The 22,505-nt window shown below is 45.6% G+C and carries 24 protein-coding genes; 12 read left to right on the forward strand and 12 right to left on the reverse strand.

Translation table 11 applies throughout. The annotated features are described in order from the left end of the window. Positions 1–45 precede the first annotated feature (45 nt). The 4 genes from C8D73_RS08000 to C8D73_RS08015 all read right to left on the reverse strand — a co-directional run bounded on the left by C8D73_RS08000 (position 46) and on the right by C8D73_RS08015 (position 4,446). On the reverse strand, positions 46–666 hold the full coding sequence (locus C8D73_RS08000) for a hypothetical protein (RefSeq protein WP_021719103.1): 621 nt from the start codon (positions 664–666) through the stop codon (positions 46–48). Between the two features lie 230 nt (positions 667–896). Further along, positions 897–2,786: a sigma-54-dependent Fis family transcriptional regulator gene (locus tag C8D73_RS08005; protein ID WP_113077856.1), complete on the reverse strand. Its 1,890-nt coding sequence runs from the start codon at positions 2,784–2,786 to the stop codon at positions 897–899. A 53-nt stretch (positions 2,787–2,839) separates the two neighbouring features. After that, positions 2,840–3,520 carry a C40 family peptidase gene (locus tag C8D73_RS08010; protein ID WP_044492197.1) on the reverse strand — a complete coding sequence of 227 codons (681 nt, stop codon included), beginning with the start codon at positions 3,518–3,520 and terminating at the stop codon, positions 2,840–2,842. Between the two features lie 26 nt (positions 3,521–3,546). Beyond that, positions 3,547–4,446, reverse strand: coding sequence for a radical SAM protein (locus tag C8D73_RS08015; protein ID WP_113077857.1), 900 nt, complete (start codon positions 4,444–4,446; stop codon positions 3,547–3,549). A 488-nt stretch (positions 4,447–4,934) separates the two neighbouring features. Between C8D73_RS08015 and rsxC the strand changes: the two genes are divergently transcribed. From rsxC to C8D73_RS08065, 10 genes are all read left to right on the forward strand, one after another. After that, the gene (gene rsxC, locus C8D73_RS08020) at positions 4,935–6,296 is read left to right on the forward strand and encodes an electron transport complex subunit RsxC (RefSeq protein ID WP_021719107.1); all 1,362 of its coding nucleotides are present in this window, start codon (positions 4,935–4,937) and stop codon (positions 6,294–6,296) included. Between the two features lie 33 nt (positions 6,297–6,329). Beyond that, positions 6,330–7,364: an RnfABCDGE type electron transport complex subunit D gene (locus C8D73_RS08025; protein WP_113077858.1), complete on the forward strand. Its 1,035-nt coding sequence runs from the start codon at positions 6,330–6,332 to the stop codon at positions 7,362–7,364. Beyond that, positions 7,357–7,941 carry an RnfABCDGE type electron transport complex subunit G gene (locus tag C8D73_RS08030; protein ID WP_046431158.1) on the forward strand — a complete coding sequence of 195 codons (585 nt, stop codon included), beginning with the start codon at positions 7,357–7,359 and terminating at the stop codon, positions 7,939–7,941. Before C8D73_RS08025 ends, C8D73_RS08030 begins: the two co-directional genes overlap by 8 nt. A gap of 2 nt (positions 7,942–7,943) precedes the next feature. Beyond that, positions 7,944–8,546 carry an electron transport complex subunit RsxE gene (rsxE, locus tag C8D73_RS08035; RefSeq protein ID WP_021719110.1) on the forward strand — a complete coding sequence of 201 codons (603 nt, stop codon included), beginning with the start codon at positions 7,944–7,946 and terminating at the stop codon, positions 8,544–8,546. Then, a complete protein-coding gene (locus C8D73_RS08040) occupies positions 8,536–9,111 on the forward strand; it encodes an electron transport complex protein RnfA (protein WP_021719111.1) in 576 nt (191 codons plus the stop codon). Before rsxE ends, C8D73_RS08040 begins: the two co-directional genes overlap by 11 nt. A 12-nt stretch (positions 9,112–9,123) precedes the next feature. Then, positions 9,124–10,029 carry an RnfABCDGE type electron transport complex subunit B gene (locus tag C8D73_RS08045; protein WP_113077859.1) on the forward strand — a complete coding sequence of 302 codons (906 nt, stop codon included), beginning with the start codon at positions 9,124–9,126 and terminating at the stop codon, positions 10,027–10,029. Further along, positions 10,026–11,051, forward strand: coding sequence for an FAD:protein FMN transferase (locus C8D73_RS08050; protein ID WP_113077860.1), 1,026 nt, complete (start codon positions 10,026–10,028; stop codon positions 11,049–11,051). The genes C8D73_RS08045 and C8D73_RS08050 overlap by 4 nt, the downstream gene beginning before the upstream one ends. A gap of 2 nt (positions 11,052–11,053) precedes the next feature. Next, the gene (locus C8D73_RS08055) at positions 11,054–11,422 is read left to right on the forward strand and encodes a NusG domain II-containing protein (protein ID WP_170123189.1); all 369 of its coding nucleotides are present in this window, start codon (positions 11,054–11,056) and stop codon (positions 11,420–11,422) included. Continuing rightward, the gene (locus C8D73_RS08060) at positions 11,406–11,924 is read left to right on the forward strand and encodes a Gx transporter family protein (protein WP_113077862.1); all 519 of its coding nucleotides are present in this window, start codon (positions 11,406–11,408) and stop codon (positions 11,922–11,924) included. The genes C8D73_RS08055 and C8D73_RS08060 overlap by 17 nt, the downstream gene beginning before the upstream one ends. 81 nt (positions 11,925–12,005) lie before the next feature. Then, positions 12,006–12,908 (forward strand): HlyD family secretion protein, encoded by a 903-nt coding sequence (locus C8D73_RS08065; RefSeq protein WP_170123190.1) that lies wholly within the window; start codon positions 12,006–12,008, stop codon positions 12,906–12,908. A gap of 89 nt (positions 12,909–12,997) precedes the next feature. On the opposite strand, the gene C8D73_RS08070 is transcribed toward C8D73_RS08065, so the two are convergent. Together C8D73_RS08070 and C8D73_RS08075 are read right to left on the reverse strand one after the other, a co-directional pair. Beyond that, positions 12,998–13,531 (reverse strand): hypothetical protein, encoded by a 534-nt coding sequence (locus tag C8D73_RS08070; RefSeq protein WP_113077864.1) that lies wholly within the window; start codon positions 13,529–13,531, stop codon positions 12,998–13,000. 28 nt (positions 13,532–13,559) lie between these two features. Then, on the reverse strand, positions 13,560–14,288 hold the full coding sequence (locus C8D73_RS08075) for a potassium channel family protein (RefSeq protein ID WP_170123191.1): 729 nt from the start codon (positions 14,286–14,288) through the stop codon (positions 13,560–13,562). A gap of 188 nt (positions 14,289–14,476) precedes the next feature. Between C8D73_RS08075 and C8D73_RS08080 the strand changes: the two genes are divergently transcribed. Next, positions 14,477–15,022 carry a zinc ribbon domain-containing protein gene (locus C8D73_RS08080; protein ID WP_021719119.1) on the forward strand — a complete coding sequence of 182 codons (546 nt, stop codon included), beginning with the start codon at positions 14,477–14,479 and terminating at the stop codon, positions 15,020–15,022. A 38-nt stretch (positions 15,023–15,060) separates the two neighbouring features. On the opposite strand, the gene C8D73_RS08085 is transcribed toward C8D73_RS08080, so the two are convergent. Further along, positions 15,061–16,062 (reverse strand): nucleoid-associated protein, encoded by a 1,002-nt coding sequence (locus tag C8D73_RS08085; RefSeq protein WP_113077866.1) that lies wholly within the window; start codon positions 16,060–16,062, stop codon positions 15,061–15,063. Between the two features lie 173 nt (positions 16,063–16,235). Between C8D73_RS08085 and C8D73_RS08090 the strand changes: the two genes are divergently transcribed. Next, positions 16,236–17,381 carry an AI-2E family transporter gene (locus C8D73_RS08090; protein WP_170123192.1) on the forward strand — a complete coding sequence of 382 codons (1,146 nt, stop codon included), beginning with the start codon at positions 16,236–16,238 and terminating at the stop codon, positions 17,379–17,381. A gap of 82 nt (positions 17,382–17,463) precedes the next feature. On the opposite strand, the gene C8D73_RS08095 is transcribed toward C8D73_RS08090, so the two are convergent. From C8D73_RS08095 to C8D73_RS08115, 5 genes are all read right to left on the reverse strand, one after another. After that, positions 17,464–18,768: an S-layer homology domain-containing protein gene (locus C8D73_RS08095; protein ID WP_113077868.1), complete on the reverse strand. Its 1,305-nt coding sequence runs from the start codon at positions 18,766–18,768 to the stop codon at positions 17,464–17,466. After that, positions 18,726–19,094, reverse strand: coding sequence for a prenylated flavin chaperone LpdD (lpdD, locus tag C8D73_RS08100; protein WP_125668836.1), 369 nt, complete (start codon positions 19,092–19,094; stop codon positions 18,726–18,728). Before lpdD ends, C8D73_RS08095 begins: the two co-directional genes overlap by 43 nt. After that, positions 19,087–19,650 (reverse strand): UbiX family flavin prenyltransferase, encoded by a 564-nt coding sequence (locus tag C8D73_RS08105; protein WP_021719124.1) that lies wholly within the window; start codon positions 19,648–19,650, stop codon positions 19,087–19,089. The genes lpdD and C8D73_RS08105 overlap by 8 nt, the downstream gene beginning before the upstream one ends. 13 nt (positions 19,651–19,663) lie before the next feature. After that, positions 19,664–21,046 (reverse strand): SLC13 family permease, encoded by a 1,383-nt coding sequence (locus C8D73_RS08110; RefSeq protein ID WP_113077870.1) that lies wholly within the window; start codon positions 21,044–21,046, stop codon positions 19,664–19,666. A 68-nt stretch (positions 21,047–21,114) separates the two neighbouring features. Continuing rightward, entirely contained in the window at positions 21,115–22,491 is a 1,377-nt protein-coding gene (locus tag C8D73_RS08115) for a UbiD family decarboxylase (protein WP_113077871.1), read from the reverse strand. Positions 22,492–22,505: the final 14 nt, after the last annotated feature.

The raw sequence follows: 22,505 nt of genomic DNA on the forward strand, positions 1-22,505 counted from the left end.
AGCCTGCCGCGGCAGCAGCAGACTTTTCCTATTTTAACAATAAATTCATTTTACGCTGGCTATTTTTTCCCTGATCGCATCTAACTTTTCACGACTGACATCCAATTCATAAGCCACATAACTCCAGTCATGCGTCGGCGGACGATGAGCAGCCAAAATGCTCTCTGCCGTGCTGCCAGAAGCTTGTGCCAGCAGTGCGGCATGCAGCACATCATTCAGCGCGTAATTCTGACGCAGGTAAGGAAGGATGTCCTTTTCTTTCAAGCCAAGTGCAGCGGCAAAATAACGGGCATCATTTCTATCACGTGCCGCTTTAATATCGTTGGGCGTGATACCCGTTAAATATTCTACCCTCGGCCAGCTGTTGTTCTCTTTCAGACGCAGGATCTCATTGATATTTTTCCCGGAAGCCAGTGACAGCAGAGCAGCGTGGCGCAGCTCTTTAAAACCCCAGCCTCGGTCAAACTCCGTCTGCAGAACAGACGCATCAATATCAAAACGTTTACTGATCTTCTGCAGTTCTGCAGTTTCACGTACCTGCGGCGGAACCAGTACTTGTCCCGGAGCTGGCCGTACCGGTTTGGCTTCGGCCGTTTGAGCCGCAACAGAAAATGTTATGGCTGTGAAAACAGCCATAATAACGGCCGCTAATTTGTTCTTGAACATTGTCAACACCTGCTTTCATACTTAAGTTGGCTTTATTATAATCGCTCAAATTTTACTTGGCAATAAAACTGTACTTCATAAACTTTCTTTTTTCTTAAATTTAACCTGGTTATTTAAAAAAAGATATTGTCCAGTCTCCTCTGCGCGCCTTTATAACTATTTTAAATACTGCAAAAATAAAAAACAGAGTGCAAATGCACTCTGTTTTTTATTTATTTTTCGAATTTTTATTAATCCTCTTTGCCGACTTTAGGTCCCAGTCCATATTTTTTCAAATAACGGTACAGGGTAACACGGCTGACATCAAGCATTCCTGCCAGTTTACTGATATTACCGCCGGCAGATTTCCAGGCCGCAATAAAAGCGTCTTTATCATATTTCCAGGATTTCTCAAGCGTCCGGTCACCAGGAAGCTTGATATTATCGGATTCGATGATCGCTCCGGGAGTATGGAAGAATGCCTGCTCGATAACTCCCTGCAGCTGTTTGATATTACCGGGCCAGCTGCAGCTTGTCAAAAGATTCAGCGCTTCCGGCGACAAACGTTTCGGCGGCAGATTATGCTGCGCCGACATTTCAGCCAGAATATGGGAAGCGATGACCTCAATATCTTTCACGCGCTCGCGCAGAGGCGGAACACGCATTGTCGTATCCAATACCAGCTCATATAAGGCTTTTGAGAAAAGTCCCTTATCAGACAAGCGTTTTAAATTAGAATCGCAGGCGGCGATCACACGCACGTTTAACTTCTTGCGAATACCGGTTTCACGGTTTACCAAACCATTTTTCAAGGCATCAGCCAGCTTATCGCCCATTTCCACAGGCAGCTTTTCGACTTCATCCAGGAATAGCGTACCACCCAGTGCCAGCTCCAGTTTACCGGCCATTGGCTGACGGTCACCGTCTACACTGCCGAAAAATTCTTCTTCCAACGCCTCGATCGGCGCATTCGAACACTTCACAACGATCAACGGCGCAGCCGCACGCGGACTGGCCTGGTGGATACCATGGGCCAAACGCTGCTTGCCGGTCCCCGGCTCGCCCTGAAGCAGGATATTATTATCGCTGCGGGCAATACGCGAAGCCTTATGCTGCAAAGCCAAAAATTCACTGGTCTCGCCCACCATGCTGTACAGACTGTAGCGGGAGCTATAGCCGGTAGCATGGGCAATCGTAGTTTTCAGATCTTCGATCGACATCGACATCACCAAAGCGCTTTCGACCTCACTGCCAACTTTGATCGGCATGACTGTAGTAATATCTTCATAGGTACGGTCCTGCGTGATCCAGGTGATCTCACGACGATGCGTTGGTACACCCTGCAGGGCTTTTTTGATGGGAATATGCTCATAATTCAAAAAGACGTCTTCCAGGTTCTTTTTACCATCCAGACGCTTTTGCGCATTGTTATTACAGTATTTCAGCTGCTCGTCCTGACCGATCCAGTACACGGCCACCGGCAGTTCATTCATCATCAGCTGATAAATGCTCCAGTATTCCAGCATGGAAAGATGCTGTTCGATAGAATATTTCATCGTCAAAAGCAGCGACAGCAGCAGGTCATAAGGCAGATCGTTCTGATCCAGCGAAAAGAAGGAAATAATATAGCGGATCTTACCGTTGACACAGATCGGCGCACTGCAGGCATCGCCGGAATGACTGTCTTTGATCCACATTTCCGGGCCAAACATTAAAAACGGTACATTATGCTCACGCGCAATACTGATGCTCGAGGTACCTACGTCCTCTTCCAGTACGCGCATCCCCTGGATATCTTCGATCACTCTCTGAAAAAAGGGCAGTGCATAATTTTTGATCACATAACCGTCTTCATCGATCAGCAGCATGCTCAGATTATGAATATTGAAATGCTGTTTGCTTTGTTCATACAAACCGTCGACATACTTTACGATAAACTCATGGGTCTTCTGATGTTCAACGATCTCCTCACGGCTCAGTTTATTGAGCTTAGGCATCGTTTCATGGGGCAGTTTCATCGCCCGGCAGCGCTGCCAGGACTCAGCCACCCAGGGATGGACGTTCGGATCGATGACACCATCTTCCATAAACTTACGATAATAGGAAGCCAGTTTTTCCTTGTTACGTTTTTCACGGATCATTATTCAGACCCCTCCTCGATTTCATCAAATATCATAAAAGCACCTGTTAAATATTACACTTCACCGTTATCGACAAGAATACGGCGCGCCCCATAATAATGGGATTTCCAATAAGTATTGTCCAGTGAATCGAGTACTACGCCGCGAGACGTCGATGCATTCCAGAACATGCCTTTTCCGGCATAAATTCCAACATGAGATGCGCCCGGCTCATAAGTCGAGAAAAAGACCAGATCGCCTTCCTTCAGCTGGTTTTTAAGGACAAAAACACCCTCTAAGACCTGCACATCCGCAGTACGCGGCAGCTGCGCCCTGTGCTTGCCAAAAACATACTGCACATAGGCCGAGCAGTCAAAGCCTTTAGGCGTTGTCCCTCCAAATTTATAAGGAGTACCTTTATATTTAGAAGCCGTTTTCACGACATCCCTGCCCTTGACATTGGTAATCCCTTCCTTTTTAAAGGCTTCCCATGTGACCTTTTTATAGGTTTTATCGTCCAGGCGTCCATTCGCTTTCAGTTTATGCTTTTTCTGAAAGTTTTTCAAACTGTCGGCAGTTGCTTTACTGAACTTACCGTCGGTACGGTCAGTAGCATATCCCAAAGTTTTCAGCTTCTGCTGAGTGACCATGATTTTCCAGTCCTTGTCACCCTCTTTAAAGGTTTTGGCAAAAGCTGCGGCAGGCAGCAGACAGATTATCAGCACAAAGGTCAGCAATGCGGTCATTTTCCTCATTACCATCGATCCCCTTCCTTGCACACTCAATATCTCGTATTGTTATAAACGTCCCAGTCCTTGATCTTACCTAATTCGGAAGCGCTCCAGGCAATCTCGCCCAGCAGCCTCTCCTTGTCTTTCGGCAGGGTCCCTGCCAGCTGAACATAATTAGAAACATGGTTACTGCGGAAAATGCACGGATGATCTTCCGGCAGTTCGACAGCAGCTAAAATACTATACAATTCTTCCATTAAACCCTGTGGTGGCAGCGGTTCAAATTCTCCGCGTTCAAACTGATCCAGCAGCTCGCTGCCGCGGTACAGCATCAAACACAACGCGCTCAGCATCGTCGGCTTGATAGCATTGATCGCTTTGGCAGTTTCCGCCGCATGGCGCTTGCTGCCTAGTTTGCCCGCCAGGCCCAGAATAATCATCATCGACAGCTTCATGCCTGCCGCAATAACCTTCCGGCCTGCTTCAACAGCCTCTTCGCCGCTGACGCCTTTCTTCACGGCCTGCAAGGTAATATCATCACCTGTCTCCATGCCGTAATAAAGCAGCTTCAAACCTGCTTCGCGCAGCTCGACCAGCTCTTCATGCGATTTACGCAGGATATCCTTTGGAGCGGAATAAGCCGCTACCCTCTGGAGCTTCGGAAAAGTTTTATATAACGCGTCTAAAATTTTTAAAAGACGCGGCGTCGACAGTACCAAAGCGTCACCGTCGGCTAAAAACACTCTGCGAACCGAATTTCTGCCGTGAACGGCAGCAGCCTCGATCTGTCTGGCGACCTCGTCCTCAGTCAGTACCTGAAACGGCACGCCTCTGTACATATTACAGTAAGTACATTTGTTATGGGCGCAGCCGCGGGTCACACGCAAGATAAAACTGCGGGCTTCACTGGGCGGACGGAAGACAGGAGTGTCATAAGAGTCAAAAAACATGTATACCTCCCGGTATCCTAAATTGTACCGGCAGTATCAAAAATACTCAACTTGATGACTGCCAGGATTACAGTAAAGCGATTTTAAGCTCGTAATAAGCAACTTATAATACACTTTACGATACCTATTATAACTTATTTTACAGTATTCCGCAGTAGTTTTTCGTGAATTTTTTGAGAAAATATGGCTAAAGTGTAAAATAAATCTGCTTTTTTTGTTAAATTTATAGCAAATATTCAGTGTATTATCAGGAAAAATGCACTTTTTTCAGGTACTTCACATTTTTTGTAGACAATCGTTTTTCTCTGCATTGTATTTACAACAAATATAGTTGACTTGCATTTTATTACATTCTTTACTATTTTTCTGATACCTGGCAATATTACTTGAAAATGTTGCTGAAACAATTGCTATTTCTGCAGTTACGCCTTATAATATATGTTAAATCTTTATTAGTATACACTATTTGTTTTTAACGAGGTGACAACATGTTTTCCCGTCTACATACCTTTATAGGCGGCACTCATATCGATGCTGCTAAAAATTTAACTGCGGAACTGCCGATCGAGGCTATCCCCGCACCCGAGAAAGTCGTGCTGCCGCTCTCGATGCATATCGGAGCTCCTGCCAAACCATTGGTACAGCCTGGCGAAAAGGTATATCTTGGACAAAAGATCGCCGAAGCCCAGGGAGCAGTCAGCAGCAATATCCATGCCAGTGTCAGCGGCATGGTCGTTGGCAGCGAAAGACGCTTTCTTCCCAACGGCACCGTCGCGGCCTGTATGGTCATCAAAAATGACGGCCAGGACACGCTCGACCCCACGATCACACCGCGTGAAAGCGGTCTGGTACTTCCGCCTGATGAGATCAGACAGCTTCTGGCAGAAAAAGGGATCGTAGGTATGGGCGGCGCAACCTTCCCGACACATGTCAAATATGCGCCGCAGAGCAGCGGCCGCATCATTGACACAGTTATCCTAAACGGTATCGAATGTGAACCCTTTATTACCGCCGACTACCGTATTCTTATCGAACATGCCGATGAAGTAATTCGCGGCCTGAAATATTTCCTGAAAGCATCTTTAGCCAACAAAGGCATCATTGCCATCGAAGATAATAAACCACGGGCTATCGAGCTTTTTAATCAGCTTACTGCTGACGATCCTAATATCAGCGTCGTTGTCTGTCCCGAAAAATATCCTCAGGGCAGCGAACGCCATCTGATCTATGCCGTTACCGGCCGCGTTGTCCCTGAGAGAGCCCTTCCCTCGGCTGTTGGCGTAATCGTCGATAATGTAGCCACTGCAATGCAGGCGGCTCTGGCAGTTAAAGACGACCTGCCCTGTTATGAGCGTATCGTCACTGTCAGCGGCAACGCCGTTCACAAACCGGGTAATTATCGTGTCCGCATCGGGACACTTTACAGCCACCTTGTCGAGCAGGGTGCCCAGGGCCTGAAAAACGATCCGGCCCGCATCATTTCCGGCGGTCCGATGATGGGCTTTTCCCTGCATTCGCTTGATTTTCCTGTTCTCAAGGGCACTGGCGGGCTGCTGCTTTTTGATCACCAGTCTGAACTGGCCAAGCTGCCGCCTGAAAATCCCTGTGTTCGCTGCGGAAAATGTGTCGATACCTGTCCGATGTTTTTAGAACCGACCCAGCTTTTCAAAGCAGTCAAACGTCGTGATTGGCCGGCAGCTTTGGCCGGCCACGTTGGTACCTGTATCGAATGCGGCTCCTGCGCCTATAACTGTCCAGCCCATATCCCCCTTGTCCAGTATATCCGCATGGGCAAACAGTTTATCCTTACTGACGGCTTCGGCGGTCATAACCCTTACTATAAAAAATAAGTATCTTGTGCACGTATAGAAAGGAAGACTCTTATGGAACCGGTCAAAGCTCCTGCGCCTTTAGTCATTATATCGTCATCGCCATATATCCATTGCGGCAGTACTATCAGCGCCGCTATGCGCGATGTTTTACTGTCACTTCTGCCGGCTCTGGCCGCCGCTGTTTACTTTTTCGGCTGGCCGGCGCTCAGCGTTATCCTTACCTGCTGCCTCTCGGCTGTCATCTGTGAAGCGTTATGTCAAAAGCTCATGCAGAGGCCGATTACCGTCGGTGACGGCAGTGCCCTTTTAACCGGCCTGCTGCTGGCATTTTGCCTGCCGCCCGAATTATCACTGGGTCTGGCAGCCTTCGGCAGCTTCTGTGCTGTCGTTATCGGTAAGCAGGTCTTTGGCGGCTTGGGCAGCAATATCTTTAACCCTGCCCACTTAGGCCGCGCCATCCTGCTCGCTTCCTTCCCGGCACAGATGACGACCTGGACCATGCCCTGGAACACTGCCGCCGCAGAAGCAGTTACTAAAGCCACACCTTATACCGACGCTGTCAGCAGCGCTACACCGCTGGCAGCTCTGCGCCTGGCCGAAAGCGCCTGGCAGCGCGGGCTTAATGTCGACCTGCCCTCACTGAGCGCACTGTTTTGGGGTAATGTCGGCGGTTCCTTAGGCGAAACATGTGTCCCGGCGCTGCTTTTAGGCGGAATTTATCTGCTCTGGCGAGGACACATCGACTGGCGTATCCCTGCTGGCTATATCGGCACGGTTGTCGTTATTACTGCTATTTACGGCTGGCTGCGCGAATATCCGACCTGGTTTGCCATTTATCATCTGCTTTCCGGCGGGCTGATCATCGGCGCCTTTTTTATGGCTACTGACTGGGTCACCAGCCCGATCACCAAAAAAGGCCGGCTGATCTACGCACTCGGTCTTGGCATCCTTACAGCATTGATCCGCCTGCGCGGCGGTTATGTAGAAGGCGTCTGCTATTCGATCCTGATCATGAATATGGTCACTCCTTTGATTGACCGTTATGTAACTAACGTCCCCTTCGGAGGAGGTGCCCGCCATGAGTAAAGATATTCTGCGGCTGGCGGCTATCCTGCTCGTTATCTGCGGTATTGCCGCAGCCTGCGTTGGTACTGCCCACGACCAGACAGCACCTTTGATCGAAGCCCGCAAAGCAGACGCTGTCCGCGAAGGTTATAAGCAAGTACTGCCAGACGCCGGTCAGCTCACTGATGAACCGGCAGCAGGAAAGCATATCGTCGCTGTCAAACGTTCTGAAACAGACGGCCAGACCAACGGCTATATCTACACAGTCAATCCGGACGGCTACAGCGGTAAAGTAGTTATCATGCTGGGTATCGAATATCCCAGCGCCCGCATCAGCGGTGTAAAAATCCTGCAGCAAAATGAAACTCCCGGTCTGGGAGCAAAATGTACAGAACCGGCTTTTATAGACCAATTTTTGGGTAAGGATCTCAGCCATGATCTGACTGTCAGCAAAAATGCTTCCCAACCGCAGGAGATCCAGGCTATTACTGCTTCGACCATCACCTCCAAAGCCGTTGTCAAAGGCATCAATTCTGCCCGCAGACATTATCAGGAACATTTCGGCGCGAGCAAAGCCGCCGCAGGGAAAGGAGTGTAACCATGCTGCCAGAATTTACAAAAGGTATTATCAGGGAAAATCCGCTTTTTGTTCAGCTTTTAGGCGTCTGCCCGGCCCTGGCGACCACTTCTTCTTTAACTAATGCTCTTGGCATGGGCGCGGCTTTTACTGCGGTTCTGATCGGTTCTAACCTGATTATTTCCGCACTGAAAAAATTTATCCCCGCCAACATCAGGATACCAGCCTATATCGTCGTCATCGCCTCTCTGGTTACCGTGACCGAAATGCTGATGAATGCTTATGTACCGGCGATCTACGAATCTTTAGGTATTTTTATTCCGCTGATCGTCGTTAACTGTATCATTCTAGGACGGGCCGAAGCTTTCGCTTCTAAAAACGGCCTGTGGCTTTCCTTTCAGGACGCTGTCGGTATGGGTATCGGCTTTACGCTTGCTCTCAGCGCTATCGGCGCCTGCCGTGAATTTTTCGGAGCCGGTACCCTGCTCGGCCATGCCGTAGCACTGCCTGGAACGCAGCCCGTACTGCTGCTGATCCTGCCTGCCGGCGCCTTTCTGACCATGGGGCTGCTGTTTGGGGCACTCAACTATATCAAAGCCAGGCGGGAGGTAAACCATGGACAGTAATTTCGCCATTATCTTTTCTGCAGTTTTTATTTCCAATATCGTTTTATCACAATTCCTTGGCATCTGTTCCTTTCTGGGTGTTTCCAAAAGCCTGCGTAACGCGCTGGGGATGAGCGCTGCCGTTGCCTTCGTTATGGTACTGGCTTCACTGATCTCCTGGCTGGTTTATTATCTGTTCCTGGCTCCCTATGACCTGACCTATTTAAAGACCATCGTCTTTATTCTGGCGATCGCGTCTTTAGTGCAGCTGGTAGAAATGTTCATCAAGAAAATGCTGCCGGCACTGCATAAAAGCATGGGCGTATTTCTGCCGCTCATAACTACTAACTGTGCTATTTTAGGCGTTGCCCTTATCAATATCCAAAAAAACTATACACTCTGGCAAAGTCTGCTTAACGCTGTCAGCACCGCTGTCGGTTATACTCTGGCTTTGGTACTGTTTTCCTGCATCCGCGAACGGCTGGAAGACAGCGACGCTCCGGAATGTATGAAAAACCTGCCCCTTGCCCTGATCACGGCCAGCTGTATGTCGATCGCTATCATGGGCTTTGCCGGCATACACTAAAAGGAGAACACCATGTGGAAATCTGTTGCTTTAGTAGCAGGCCTGGGCGGCATGTTCGGCGCTATTCTCGCTGTGGCAGGCCGCAAGCTGGCCGTACATACCGATCCCCGTATCGAAGAGATCACCAATCTACTGCCAGGCGCCAACTGCGGCTCCTGCGGTTATCCCGGCTGCGGCGGACTGGCTGAAGCCATCGTTGCCGGACGCGACGGTGTTTCACCCTGTTTGGCCTGCTCGCCTGATTCTAAAAAGAAAATAGCGCGCATCATGGGCTTTACCGGCGATATACCTTTATCGCCCGACCTGCGTAAGGTCGCCCGCGTCGCCTGCAACGGCTGCAAAGAAAATGCACCCAAGCTGTACAATTATACCGGCATCAAAGACTGCCACCTGGTAGCCAAATACTACGGCGGACCGGGCAAGTGTAACTTTGGCTGTCTTGGTTTTGGTTCCTGCGTAAAAATGTGTCCCTTTCATGCCATTTCCATGAGCGAAAACGGTCTGCCTGTTATCGACTATGGTAAATGCAGCGGCTGCGGTATCTGCGCGCGGCAATGCCCGCAGATGGTATTGTATATTACCAGCGCCAGCACTAAGATCCATCTAAAATGCAATAACCGCGACAAAGGGAAAGCCGCTATGGTAGACTGCAGCGTTTCCTGCATCAGCTGCGGCATGTGCGCAAAAGTCTGCCCCGTGCAGGCCATTACCATGCGCGAAGATGCCAACGGCAGTCTGCCTGTTATCGACCACAGTAAATGTATAGAATGCGGCCTTTGTGTTCAGAAATGTCCGCGTCATTGCCTGCATAAATTAGATCCCATTACTACCGAACACGAGCACGGCACCGTTGCTACGAATAAAAAAAGCAACTGCACATCCTGCCCGCTCGGAGAAAGCTGCGGCCAGAAACAATGAAAAGTTACTGCAAAAAATATCTGCTCTTTCTGATACTGCTTTTAACATTCAGCATCAGCGGCTGCGGCGAAGAAGAACAGATCAAAGTCACCGACACCCGCTTTTCTATGGATACCTTCGTCAAAATAGACGCCTACAGCGATAAACCCGGAGAAGCCCGCTTGGCTATAGACGACGCGATGCAGACCTTCCAAAAAACAGCCCAGGTCACGGACCGTTTTAACGACGGCGGCCCCGGTTCCTTATACGAAGCCAACAGCAAAGCTGCAGCGGCCCCGGTTACGCTGGCTCCACAGCTTGCCGGACTGCTGAACTATCTGGACCATCAACCGGATGCGCAGCTCGATATTGCCATCGCTCCTGTCGTTGACCTCTGGCAGCTGGCCCGCAGCCAGAACAGACTGCCCGCTCCGGAAAAACTACAGGAATCCTTACGCCATACAGGTAAAGACAAATATCATTTTGACGCTGCCGCACAAACACTAAGCTACAATGATCCTGACGTCAAACTTGACCTGGGTTCTGTCGCTAAAGGTTATGCCGTTGACGCGGCGGCGGCAACGCTGAAAAAACATTCTGGTATTACCTGCGCCCTGATCAACGCCGGCGGTAATATTAAAGCAATTGGTAATAAACCCGGCAACATGCCCTGGCGCGTTGCCATCCAGCACCCCCGTGATCCTGAAGCCTTTTTAGGTACGGTGATGCTCCATGACGGCCAGTCCGCCGCAACTTCCGGAGATTATCAGCGGTACTACGAACTGAACGGCATTCGCTACCATCATATTTTAGATCCGCAAACAGGGCAGCCGTCCCGTCTGCATCAATCTGTAACAGTAATCGCGCCATCGGCGCTGGACGCTGATTATCATTCTACACTGTTCTTTTTACTGCCAACAACGGAAATCAAAAACAGGCTTACTGCTGCCAAAGATTTGGCCGTAGTCATTGTCGAAAATGACGGCAGTATTTTCGTCTCCGAAAATCTGCAGCAAACCTGGCAGCCTGCCAAAGGAATATGATTATGCGCCGTAATGATTATCTGCTTTGTTTAGTCATCATCACAGCAGCACTGTGCGGGTTCTGGTATTCAGACAGCACTGCTGCGGACAGCAATGCCGTTGTACGCATCACCCGGCACCACGAGCTTATCCTGCAGCAAACACTGCGTGATTTTCCCGATCAGTATCTTTTGCCAACTGAACATGGCAGCCTGACGATCACCAAAGCAAACAGCAGCCTTCGCGTCAGCGAGGCCCCCTGCCCTGATAAGCTCTGCGAAAAGCAGGGCCCAATTACCGGCAGCGGTTCTATCGTCTGCATTCCCGAAGGCGTTATTATTGAAATAATAACTTCCAAAGAAGGAGACTCTCCTGATGCGCTCCTCCACTGATACGACAACTAAAACCATGCTTGTCCTGGCACTGCTGGCAGCGCTGGCAGTTTTGCTGCGTCTGGGCGAAAACCTGCTGCCCCTGCCTGTCCAATTGGGCGCAATTCGTCCGGGACTGGCCAATACTATTACTATTTTATGTTTATATTTGTTCGGTCTGCGCCTGACCGGGCTTTTTTTGACTGCCCGCGTTCTTCTGGTCGGACTTTTGAGCACAGGCCTTTTTACACCTGGTTTTCTTATCGGCCTTGGAGGAACGCTTTTAAGCCTGCTGCTGATGGAAGCAGGACGGCGCCGTCAGCTTTTTTCACCCTATGGTATCGGCATCCTGGGGGCTGCCGCACATAATACAGGTCAGATCCTGACTGCTTCCCTGATAATGCAAAGTTTCGCTTTATTCTCCCTGCTGCCGTTACTGCTCCTTTTATCATTGCCTTTCGGATTGCTGACCGGTGCTGTTGCCGCAAAAACATTACCGTTCCTGAAACAATATCTGCATTGAATTCACCGATCCTTCACTTTTACTAAGTTTCAGCTTATGATATAGTAAAAGATGATATCAGATAACGAAGGAAGTTTTTACATGAAAAAATTACTGCTTTTATTCTGCAGCCTGCTGCTTATTGCCGGCTGCGGTAAACCGGCTGCTACCCTGCCCACTGTTATCGGCAGCGGCAATGTCGATATCCCAGCTTATAAAATAACAGCGCCTGCTGCCGGAAAAATCTTAGGACTGATCCTTGAATCTGGCGAACGTATCGGTAAAGGGCAGCCTTTATTTGCAATTGAACAGCCGGAGCTTGACGCCGCTGTTGAAGACGCTGCTACCGAAGCGGCCCGCGCCGATGCTGAGCTTACTAACCTGGAAAGCGGAAGCGGTGAACAGGCCATAGCCGCTGCTGATTATTCACTGCAGAGTGCCGAGAGCTCTTATCAGGCGGCGGAGCAGAACTATCAAAAAATGGCCTCTCTTTACGCTCAAAACGCTATCGCCAGGATCAAAGTGGAACAGGCACAGGCAGCACTGGCGGCAGCAGAAGCCAACCTGGAAGCCGCCAAAGCGCATCAGACACGTTTGACTGCCAAAGCTTCACCCGAAGCTATCGAACAGCAAAAGCAAGCAGCACTCCAGGCACAACAGCATTATCAACAGCTGCTGCAAAAACAGCAGGCCAACGAAGCCCAGAGCCCCTGTACCGGCATAGTGACGGAAAAACTGCTAAGCAGCGGAGATACAGCTGCTCAGGGACAACATATCCTGACTATCCGCGCAACCGAACAATGCCAGGTAAATCTGAAAATGCAGCCGCAGCAGGCCGCAGCTTTAAAAACAGGTCAGGAAGTAATTGCCGAGGCCGCTGTACTCAAAAAAACTTTCCCCGGTACTATCACAGCCATTAATAACGGTACTGTCACCATCATGCTGGAAAACAAACTTGAAGAACTAAAGGCAGCAATGGAAGTCAGCATCAGCCTGAAAAAATAAAACTTCCAAATAAAACATAATAATAAAACCTTCAGCACAGAAACTTAACGCTCTGTACTGAAGGTTTTACTTTTTCATCGATTCTGACATCAATAACGCTCTACCGCTACATCATGCGCCAGTTTGTACTTAAACTGCATCCCCGGTTTACAGCTGACATTTTTGCCTTTAAAAGCCAGACCTGCAAAAGGAACAGCCACACCTGCCGCCAGCGAAGTATAATTCATATCTCCTGAAAATTTTATTTCCTCATTATTCAATCTGAGCAGATAACCATTGGGCAGATAATAATCTTTAAGCCTCATCCTGATCACGCCCTTTTGTGACAGCAGCTTGCCTTTCTGCACTTTTTTCAGGTACCCTTCCAAAACAGTTCCTTTAGGAATGATGACCTCATCAGCAACACTGACAGCTTCCAATAATTTTACAGAAACAGTATCGCCGACTTTATTTCTCTTACTTTCCAGAAAATTCATCAGCTCTAACTGCAGCACAGTATCCTCTGGAATAGTAATGCCGGTTCTCGATATCTGCTGCTCTGCGGCCGCCGAACTTCCGATCGGCAGGCAGACCGCGGCAACAGCCAGCAACCCGGACAGTAAACAACACAAAAATTTATGCACTTTTTTTGCCTTCTTTCACCAGCTGTAATTATTGTTTTTTCAGATCTTCGCTGCCCTTAACGCCTGACAGCCACAAGCCAATCGCTACAACATTAATAAACTGCCCTAAAAAACCCTCCAGCAAAACCAGCATTTTTAAAAACCGCGACTCCGGCACAATATCACCGTAACCGATAGTCAAGATACTGACGCCGCTGAAATACAGGCAATCAAGATATCCATTCAGACGATTAACAGTACGCGGCAGCAATTGTTCGTTGCCGCCACTGTCCTTATGCGGCACCAACTCCCAAAAATGCGGAACATTACGCAAAACTGTACTTTCCTGCAGTTCAGTAACATGCATATCGCCGTCCCACTCCTTCACCAATCCTTCGACACTGGTCGTATTAGTAGCCACAAAATTTTCGGTGTCGCTGAAAAAATAATATAAATTGCCGAAGGCCAGCCAAATCATCAGATAGGCGCTGATAATAAGCATCATACGCCGCTGACCCGTAGTATTACTGTTGATTGCCGCCCAGATCGCAATACTGATAAAACTCAATAACAAGAACAGCAGCAGCAGAACGATGCCCAACAGCAGACCTGCCTTGAAGCGGCCATTGCCGTAAATAACTATATAATCAAATAATACACTGGCGATCACGGGTGCGCTGGCCAAAAGACCCAGTGAGATCAAAAATTTATAAAAATTTTCGTCAAGCAGCTGCTTGTACCATTTTTTCAAACCAAAAACATCGATTTTTATTTTCATTCTGCTCATCTCTTTTCTTGCTGACTCTCTTTGCATTGTATCACGATTACAGGTATTTAAGAAAGTATCCTAAGAATTTTTTTATTTAAAAACCGGGCTTCAATATTATCGTAAATATATTATCTGCACGCTTTCTATGCTATAATAAATATGAACAACAAAAATTTATGTATCAGGAGGCAAATATCATGGCACTTTTAAACAAACTTGGCGAAATAGTTAAATCCGCCGCTGAAAAAACTGAAGAACTCACTAAAACTCTTGGTGAGAAAGCAGAAGCTGCCCTCGAAATCCAGCGCCTGAACTCTCAAGTCAATAAAGAACGCAGTAAAATCAGCGATACCCACAAAAAAATCGGTGAGATCCTGTGGGCTAAATTTGAAGCAGGCGAAGAAATACCTGAAGAATTCAAGGAACACTGCACTGCTATCAGTGAAGCTTTGACCAAAATCGATGAACACAAAGTCGCTATTGCCAAAATCAAAGCAACTGCCTTTGCCGGAGAAGAACCGAAAACATCCTGCCCGTCCTGTGGCGCTCAGGTGACGCTCAACTCAAAATTCTGCGGCGAATGCGGCGGTAAAATGCCGGTCCATGAACCGGAACCCGTTGAAGAAGAAGCTGCTCCTCTGACAGAGACAGTCGACGAAACCAAAGCAGAAACTGCTGAAGTTGTGGATACTCCTGCCGAAGCAGAAGCTGCTGAAACTGAAAAAACAGAAACCAAAGCATAACTGTTATAAGAAAAACCAGTCCATATGGACTGGTTTTTTTATCTGTTCAAGATTTTACCTATATTTTTTATAGAAATAGAAATCTTTCCATCAGGGTTGCTGACAAATTCGATATAATCGTTATTTTCCAGGCATTCAGCCGGCACGATGATCTCGATCCCAGTATCGGTTTTGATCTTCATTGACTTACTCATGCGCAGAGCATAATTTTTATCAACCGGTACCTGCTCAGGAAGCTTCGCTTCTTCCAGGCCTTTTTGCAGCTCCTGCTGCAGAACCTCTGAATCAGAAAACACCTCTTTTACCAACGCTGCTGTTTCCAGTTTACTGTCAGTTTCAGCTGTTTCCGCCAGATAGCTTTTGACCTTAGCAACGGCTTCTGTGCTGCTGTACCCGTAGTTTTCAGCGATCTGTCCTGCCATTTCCGTTACCAGCTTCACTGTTTCCCTCGTTGAGGTGTTAGTGCTGCACTGCAAAATACGCTGCGGCAAAATATAGACATCTTCTCCGCCTATACTGCGTTTTTTATCAGCAAAACGCAGCTCGCCGCTGGCAACATTAACTAAAGCAAAGGTATTGACCTTCTGCACCGGATTAGGCAGGATTGCATAGTGGCGAATGATCTCATTGCGTACGGCAGTGCCATCGTTGACTACCTGATGGGTATACGCGGGCCGGCTGCCATAAAGCATCACTCCCAAATAACGCTCCGTTTCGATCGTAAAATCGCAAACTACGACATCGACTATATCTGTCTCACCAGCATCTGTAAGGCAGGTATCCAGATCCTTGCAGATGCCGGCGCTGAAATCAGAGAAAGTGATATGCTCATCCAAATAATTTGATGCCGTTTGACTGAAAATGCTCTCAGGCAGGAACTGACCCGTTTTAGCCGACGCGTCCTTGAATAATTTATCGATATGCCCCGCCAGAAAATCATAAGTACCAGGCGCGCCCATATCCAGCTCTGCACCAGAATAGATGGTAGCCCCTGAATTAAAATCCATAATATGCAAAATCGCTTTGCTGATAACTATCATTTTTTCACCAACTTTTTTAAACTCGTAGTGCTATTATACCACAAGGGTATGTATTCTCACCAGGCTCGAAACTTTGCCAAATGTTCACAATACTAAGACAAATGCCCTTTATAGCCTGCCGGTTATGTGATAAAATAAAAGCAGTTTATAAATATTATACGGGAGCAAAAACAATGGAACGTCAACGATTCCTGCCGTTGCTGGCAGTCATTATCTTTATCTGGGTCCTCTGGCGTTATGAAGCGGCGCTGGCCCTGCTCGGCTTCTTCTGCAATTTAATCATGCCTTTTATCATCGGCGGCTGCCTGGCATTTATCGTCAATGTTCCTTTGGTGCATATCGAACGCCTCTGGCAAAAACTGTTTGCACGCTTTTCTTCAGACTGGCCCCAAAAAATCAAACGTCCGGTCTGTCTGATCTTCACCCTGACTCTTATTATTGGCATCGTTCTGATCGGCGGGCTCAAAATTGGCCCCGATCTGCACCAAAGCTTTAATATGATCGTAAAAACACTGCCTAAAGCATCTGCCGAACTGACCGTCTCCCTTAAAGAAAGATGGTCCGAACTTGCCCTTTCGCCTGACACACTGGATTACCTGCAATCGCAATGGTCAGAACTGCTGCGTGCTGTAGACAGCTACTGGGAAAATAATAAAACAACTTTATTCTATAATACATTAAATATCACGACATCCCTGATCTCACTGGTCAGCAATATTGTTATCGGCGTCGTTTTTGCGGTTTACCTGTTGCTGAATAAAGAAACAATCTCCCGGCAAACCCGTAATATGATTTTAGCATTCTGCAGCGGTAAACGCGCGGCTTACCTGCTTGATCTAGGCAGTGCCGCTCATACTATTTTCTCCGGTTACATCGGCGGTCAGCTGCTCGAAGCTTTCTGCCTGGGATTATTATGCCTCGCCGGGATGCTGCTTTTAGGGCTGCCCTATGCTCTGTCAATTTCGGTCATCGTTGGCTTTCTGGCTATTATCCCGATCATCGGCACTATCATCAGCGCCCTTTTAGGTCTTATTCTTATTGGGCTCGCCGCCCCCGGCAAAATCTGGCTGTTTATTCTTTTCTTCTTCGTACTGCAGCGTATCGAAGGCGATATCCTTTATCCTAAAATCGTCGGCAAATCTGTTGGTTTATCCGAGATCTGGGTTTTGGCAGCAATTACTGTCGGCGGCAGTCTTTACGGTGTTTTAGGCATCATCGTCAGCGTGCCTGTTGCTTCGGTTATAGCCTACATATTATCTGACAGTGTGAAAAAGCGTCTGCAGCAGAAAAACATTGACTTTGAACAGCAAAATCCATAAATATCCAAAAACTACTTTGTTGTTTTTATAAAAAAGGCTCTTCGCAATAATCGCGAAGAGCCTTTTCCTATCATACTTTAAATCAAAAAATATAATATAACTGTGTCCACATCATTCTATCCTTAATATTATTATTATCAGCACCCTGGTAGTCAAAATAGTTAAAAGCCGCCATAACATTACGAGCAACAGTATAATTGACCCCTATTTCATATCCCTTTATACCTGCATAACCAGTTACCAACTCCCTATTTGTTCTCGTATCATACATTTTATTAACATCCATATCGCTTGTATGATCATAAATAGTAGCTGCCGGCTGATCATAATAAGCCACATAAGTTCCCCATGAGCCTGGATTATTATATTTTGCGCCTTTATAATCCAATCTTGCCGCCCAACCAGCTTTACTGTAACCCTGTTCAGGTAATACAGGTTTATCTGCTTTTAAATATTCCGCATACAAAATAGTACTCTTATCAAATTTATACCCTAACCCTACTGTATAAACATCATTTTTTTGGTAAGCAACTGTATTCCCGTCATAAATTGCTTCTGGGTGATAGTAAGCCGCCTGTGCAAATATTTTTTTATTTACAGGATAAGCTAAATGAAGGCCGTATAATTTCTCATTGCTTTCCTTAGTCGTAACCATATTGGCAAACTGGCCTACAAAAGCACTGGCTTTCAAAACGTTTCCGACATCTACTTTCAATGCTTTGATATTAGTAGCGACCGCATAGAAGCCATAACCAGACTTAAAAAACTGTCGGCCTGCTGTTATCTTTACGCCATTTAAGTTTCCATGCACATAAGCACGTTTAAATAAAGTATTTTCATCACCACTATCGTTCCTAAAATTCTGCGTGTTTTCCAACATTGCGCCATATTCCCACTGATCATTGATCTTTCCGTTTATGAATAATCGCGTCCGCAGTTCATCATGACTTCTACTTTTGCTATTTTTGAAAGCATAATCAGCAATCCTAATCTCACCTGTGATTTTTACATTATCAGACTGTTCCTCCAGATTACTCACACGAATGCCTAAATTATCAAGTTCTTCTGCAAATTCAGCAGCCAGTCGGTCTACATCTGCCCCTTTTGCCATCGCTTTAGCAACAATCTGTGCCATTTCATAGCGTGTAATCAGTCTATCACCGCCATAATGTCCATTATTATAACCTTCAATAATACCAGCATCAACAAGCTTATTAATGGAATTATAAGCCCAATGTCCTTCAGGAACATCCGTAAACGGATTATTCGCTGCTGCTAATCCAGTAATTCCCGTCAACAAGACTGCTAAAATACCTATTCTGATTTTTTCATTTTTATCCCTCCCTAAATTATCTTTCTCAGCTTTTTTATAAGAATTTTTATGCATTGTTCAAAGTTTCTTACCAATAATTCAATTTCTTCCTTCTCTGCATTATCAATATGTATCCCAACACTTACTGTAGCAACACAAGAGAATAAAGAAGTCAATTTCTTAGCTGTATCCTCAGCTAACGCCCCTTCTTTATGCCTGTCTATGACGGTAAGGTTTGCTTCTATATTTTTTCCTAAAAGAAACGCTATTGCACATGCCCCTATATGACCTTTACTTCCACCAACTACAGAAACATTTAAATCCTCCCCACATAAAAAACAGTTACTGATAATTCTATATTTCCCGCTACCGTAGCCACATTTTATAACCACTTTATTCACACCCCTTCCAAGGAATGAATTTCTCATAGTTAAGTCCAAATTGCATTAAAATTTTACCTAATATGTGATTTATCTGCTGTTCAACAGTAATGTCTTGATTATAAAAGGTTAACAGCGGCGGTATAATAACACAATTAAGTTCTGCTGCCTTAACTAGATTTTGCAGATGAATCTTGCCCAGAGGCATTTCTCTTGGAACTAATACTACCTTACGATGTTCTTTTAAACACACATCCGCACTCCGCAGCAGCAAATTTTCAGCATAGCCATGGACGATACCGGCTAAAGTTTTCATGCTGCAAGGGACAATTACCATTCCATCTGTAGTAAATGATCCACTTGCAATAAGTGCTCCCAAGTTATTATTGGCATAAGAAAAATCCGCTAACTTTAAAACCTCAGCAATATCCAGCGTAGTTTCCAATGCAAAATTTTTTATAGCACCTTCTGTTATTACCAAATGCGTTTCTATATCAGTGTAACTTTTTAAAATTTGCAGCAACTTATAACCAAGCCAAACACCGCTGGCACCCGAAATACCTATCACCAGCCTCATAATCTCACTCTCCTCATTTATCCAATAAACCTATGTACAGCCAGTAAGGATATGTAACAACTGTCATAAATATAATACCTGCTACAACTCTGAACACCATAACTTTGATTAGATGCGTAAGCTTCAGATAACCAAATCCATATACTAGCATTAACGGTGCTATCTCATAAGGAAACAATGCCTGGTTAAATCCCATGATCATAGAATATCCGCCTATAGTAGCGGAATATCCTAAATTACTGCATAAATTAGCTATAGGGATCATCAAAGTTGCAATTAATGCCAGTGGATTAAGTAAAAAATTAGCTAATATAGAAAAAATATAGATGCTCATTACCAGCTCGTAGCTGTTCATTTGTTCAAAATACGGTTGCACAAAATTTATTACACTTTCTGTAATGCCGATACTAGATGCAACAGCTCCAATAGTTACAGCTCCAGCTAAAAAAAATACTACTTTAAATTGTATTTTGCTGAAGTCATCTGATTTGAGCAGCCCTATCCCAGGAAAAAAGCCCAAGCACCCTATTCCCAACATAAGTACTCCTTCAGGCAATTTATGCCACGAAGAAAAAATCAATAATATCAGTAATGCCGTGATCAATGTCACAGTCTTTTTTTCATCGATAGTTATCTTTCCCAATTTCCTATATTCAATTTTTAAATATTCTTTATTTAAATTCAAATGCTGTGGTCTCAGAATATAAATTAAAGGTATTGATATCAGCATCCATAATATCCCAGGAATGAACATATCCTTAGCCCAAGCTAACCATGTTATTTTCACCCCCAGGTATTGCTCTAAAATCCCCGCCGTTAGTATACTGTCAGTAGATGCTGTCATAAACGCCATTTTAGGAGACCATAAAGCGAAAAACACTACCAGCATCAAAGCTGATGCTGTCGCACTTTTTGCCTCAACCTTCAGCACCTTGCAAATACCTATGACAACTGGTACCAATAAAGCAACCTTAGCCATAATAGAAGGTATTAATGGCGTAAAAATCGTGCATGTAAGTACTATCCCCCAAACAATCCCTTTTAAACTTCCTTTGGTCAAAAGCAGTGACTTATAAGCTATGCGTAATACCAAGCCAGATTTTACAATCATCCCACCTATCATCAAACCTCCCAAAGTTATCCAGGGAGTACTGGTTGTCCATGCAGAAAATGCAGTTGCATAATTTGTTATATCAAACAGTATATATAGGCCCGGGAGCATTATTGCAACAATTTCCTCTGGCAGCAATTCAAACATCCACATCATAATCGCCCATAAAGTCACGGCTAAATATTTCTGAAAAACATTGCTGATAGAGCAGAAAAATGGCAACAAAACAACGATAAATGAACATATCCATTTTATTTTGTGCAGAGATAAATTATTCCACTTCATACAGCACCTTCTTTCTAAACAGAACAGGTCAGCAGTAGAAATTGCTGCCGACCTGTTTTTAGCGTCAATTATCTTTCACTACTTATTTCAGGAAAAGAATAATCTTCCCATCCGGCAACTTCGGCAACAGTAGCATATAATTTACCAAAAGGCATTGTCGCATCTATACCAATGGTAGAGTTCGTTTTTTCCTGTAAACTATCGCCGTGTGAAGAAGGATCTAATGGTGCAGAAGGAACGTTATTTACCAAAATAACATCTCTTCCAGGGTCTACGCGAAATGACAAAGCCCATTCTACTTCAGCAGAATCATGAACATTAATGTCAGGATCAACAACCACAATCCATTTAGGTCTTACATTACTGGACATTGCTGATAAAATCACGTGCCGAGCCTCATTGGCATATCTTTGCTTCATTGCGATTACAGCATACAACTGAACTCCACCAGATGGAGTTACCGCCACATCAGTAATAGTAGGGAATTGTTTTTTCATCGCATTATAGAACGATGCTTCTAAAGGAATGTTTTTTAAAATATGGTTTTCCGTAACAGGCTTTCCTGTAAGAAGCACCTGAAAATAGGGATCTTTACGATGAGTTATAGCTTTTACCCTTGCGATAGGTCTTTCGCTGGCAGGCGTCATATATCCAGTATATTCACCCAAAGGACCCTCACTGACCTCAGTTTCAAAATCAATCTCCAATTCAAAAACAAATTCTGCTGTAGCAGGAACCTCAACGTCAATAGTCCTGCATTTTACCAGTTCTACCGGTTGTCCCCGGAGGGCCCCAGCTAAACTCCAATCATCCGTAGTATCAGGGACATTCTGGACCTGACAGGTATATGCAAGGACAGGATCAGTCCCAACAACCAATGCCATCTCAAATTTTTTCATACCTAAAGCTTTTGCTTTATTACAGTTTTTCCCAAGTCTGTGAAACGGCTGCGCCATAAAGCCAAAATAATCTTTACCTATAGCTTGAAACCTGTAATGTCCAAGATCAGCAATTCCAGTTTCAGGATCTTTGGAAATACTGATACCAGCAGTTAAATATGGCCCTCCATCCAACTCAGAAAATTTCGGAATAGGAAATTTTCCAAGATCAACATCTTCACCTTCAATAATAATCTCCTGACACGGAGCGCTTTTTACCATAACAGGTGCTATTGGTCTGTCAATTGTTTCTGCAAACCAGGAAAGTACCGTATTATTTTGTGCATTCAAAGCTCTCAATGCTTTTTTTCTATTACCAAAAACTCCTCCTACTGCTGGATAATCAGTACCGTTATTCCTGAAAATAATTACCGGTCCATTATTTGCATAGCTTTTTTTCAAGGCCTTGCCCATTTCTAAATTAACGTCAACATACCGATCTACCTCAATCAAATCATTTTCCTTGCGGCAGCTCTCCAAAAAATCTCTTAAATCATAAAATGCCATTATAAACTCAACTC

This window comes from Phascolarctobacterium faecium DSM 14760 (assembly GCF_003269275.1).
Taxonomy (GTDB): Bacteria; Bacillota; Negativicutes; order Acidaminococcales; family Acidaminococcaceae; genus Phascolarctobacterium; species Phascolarctobacterium faecium.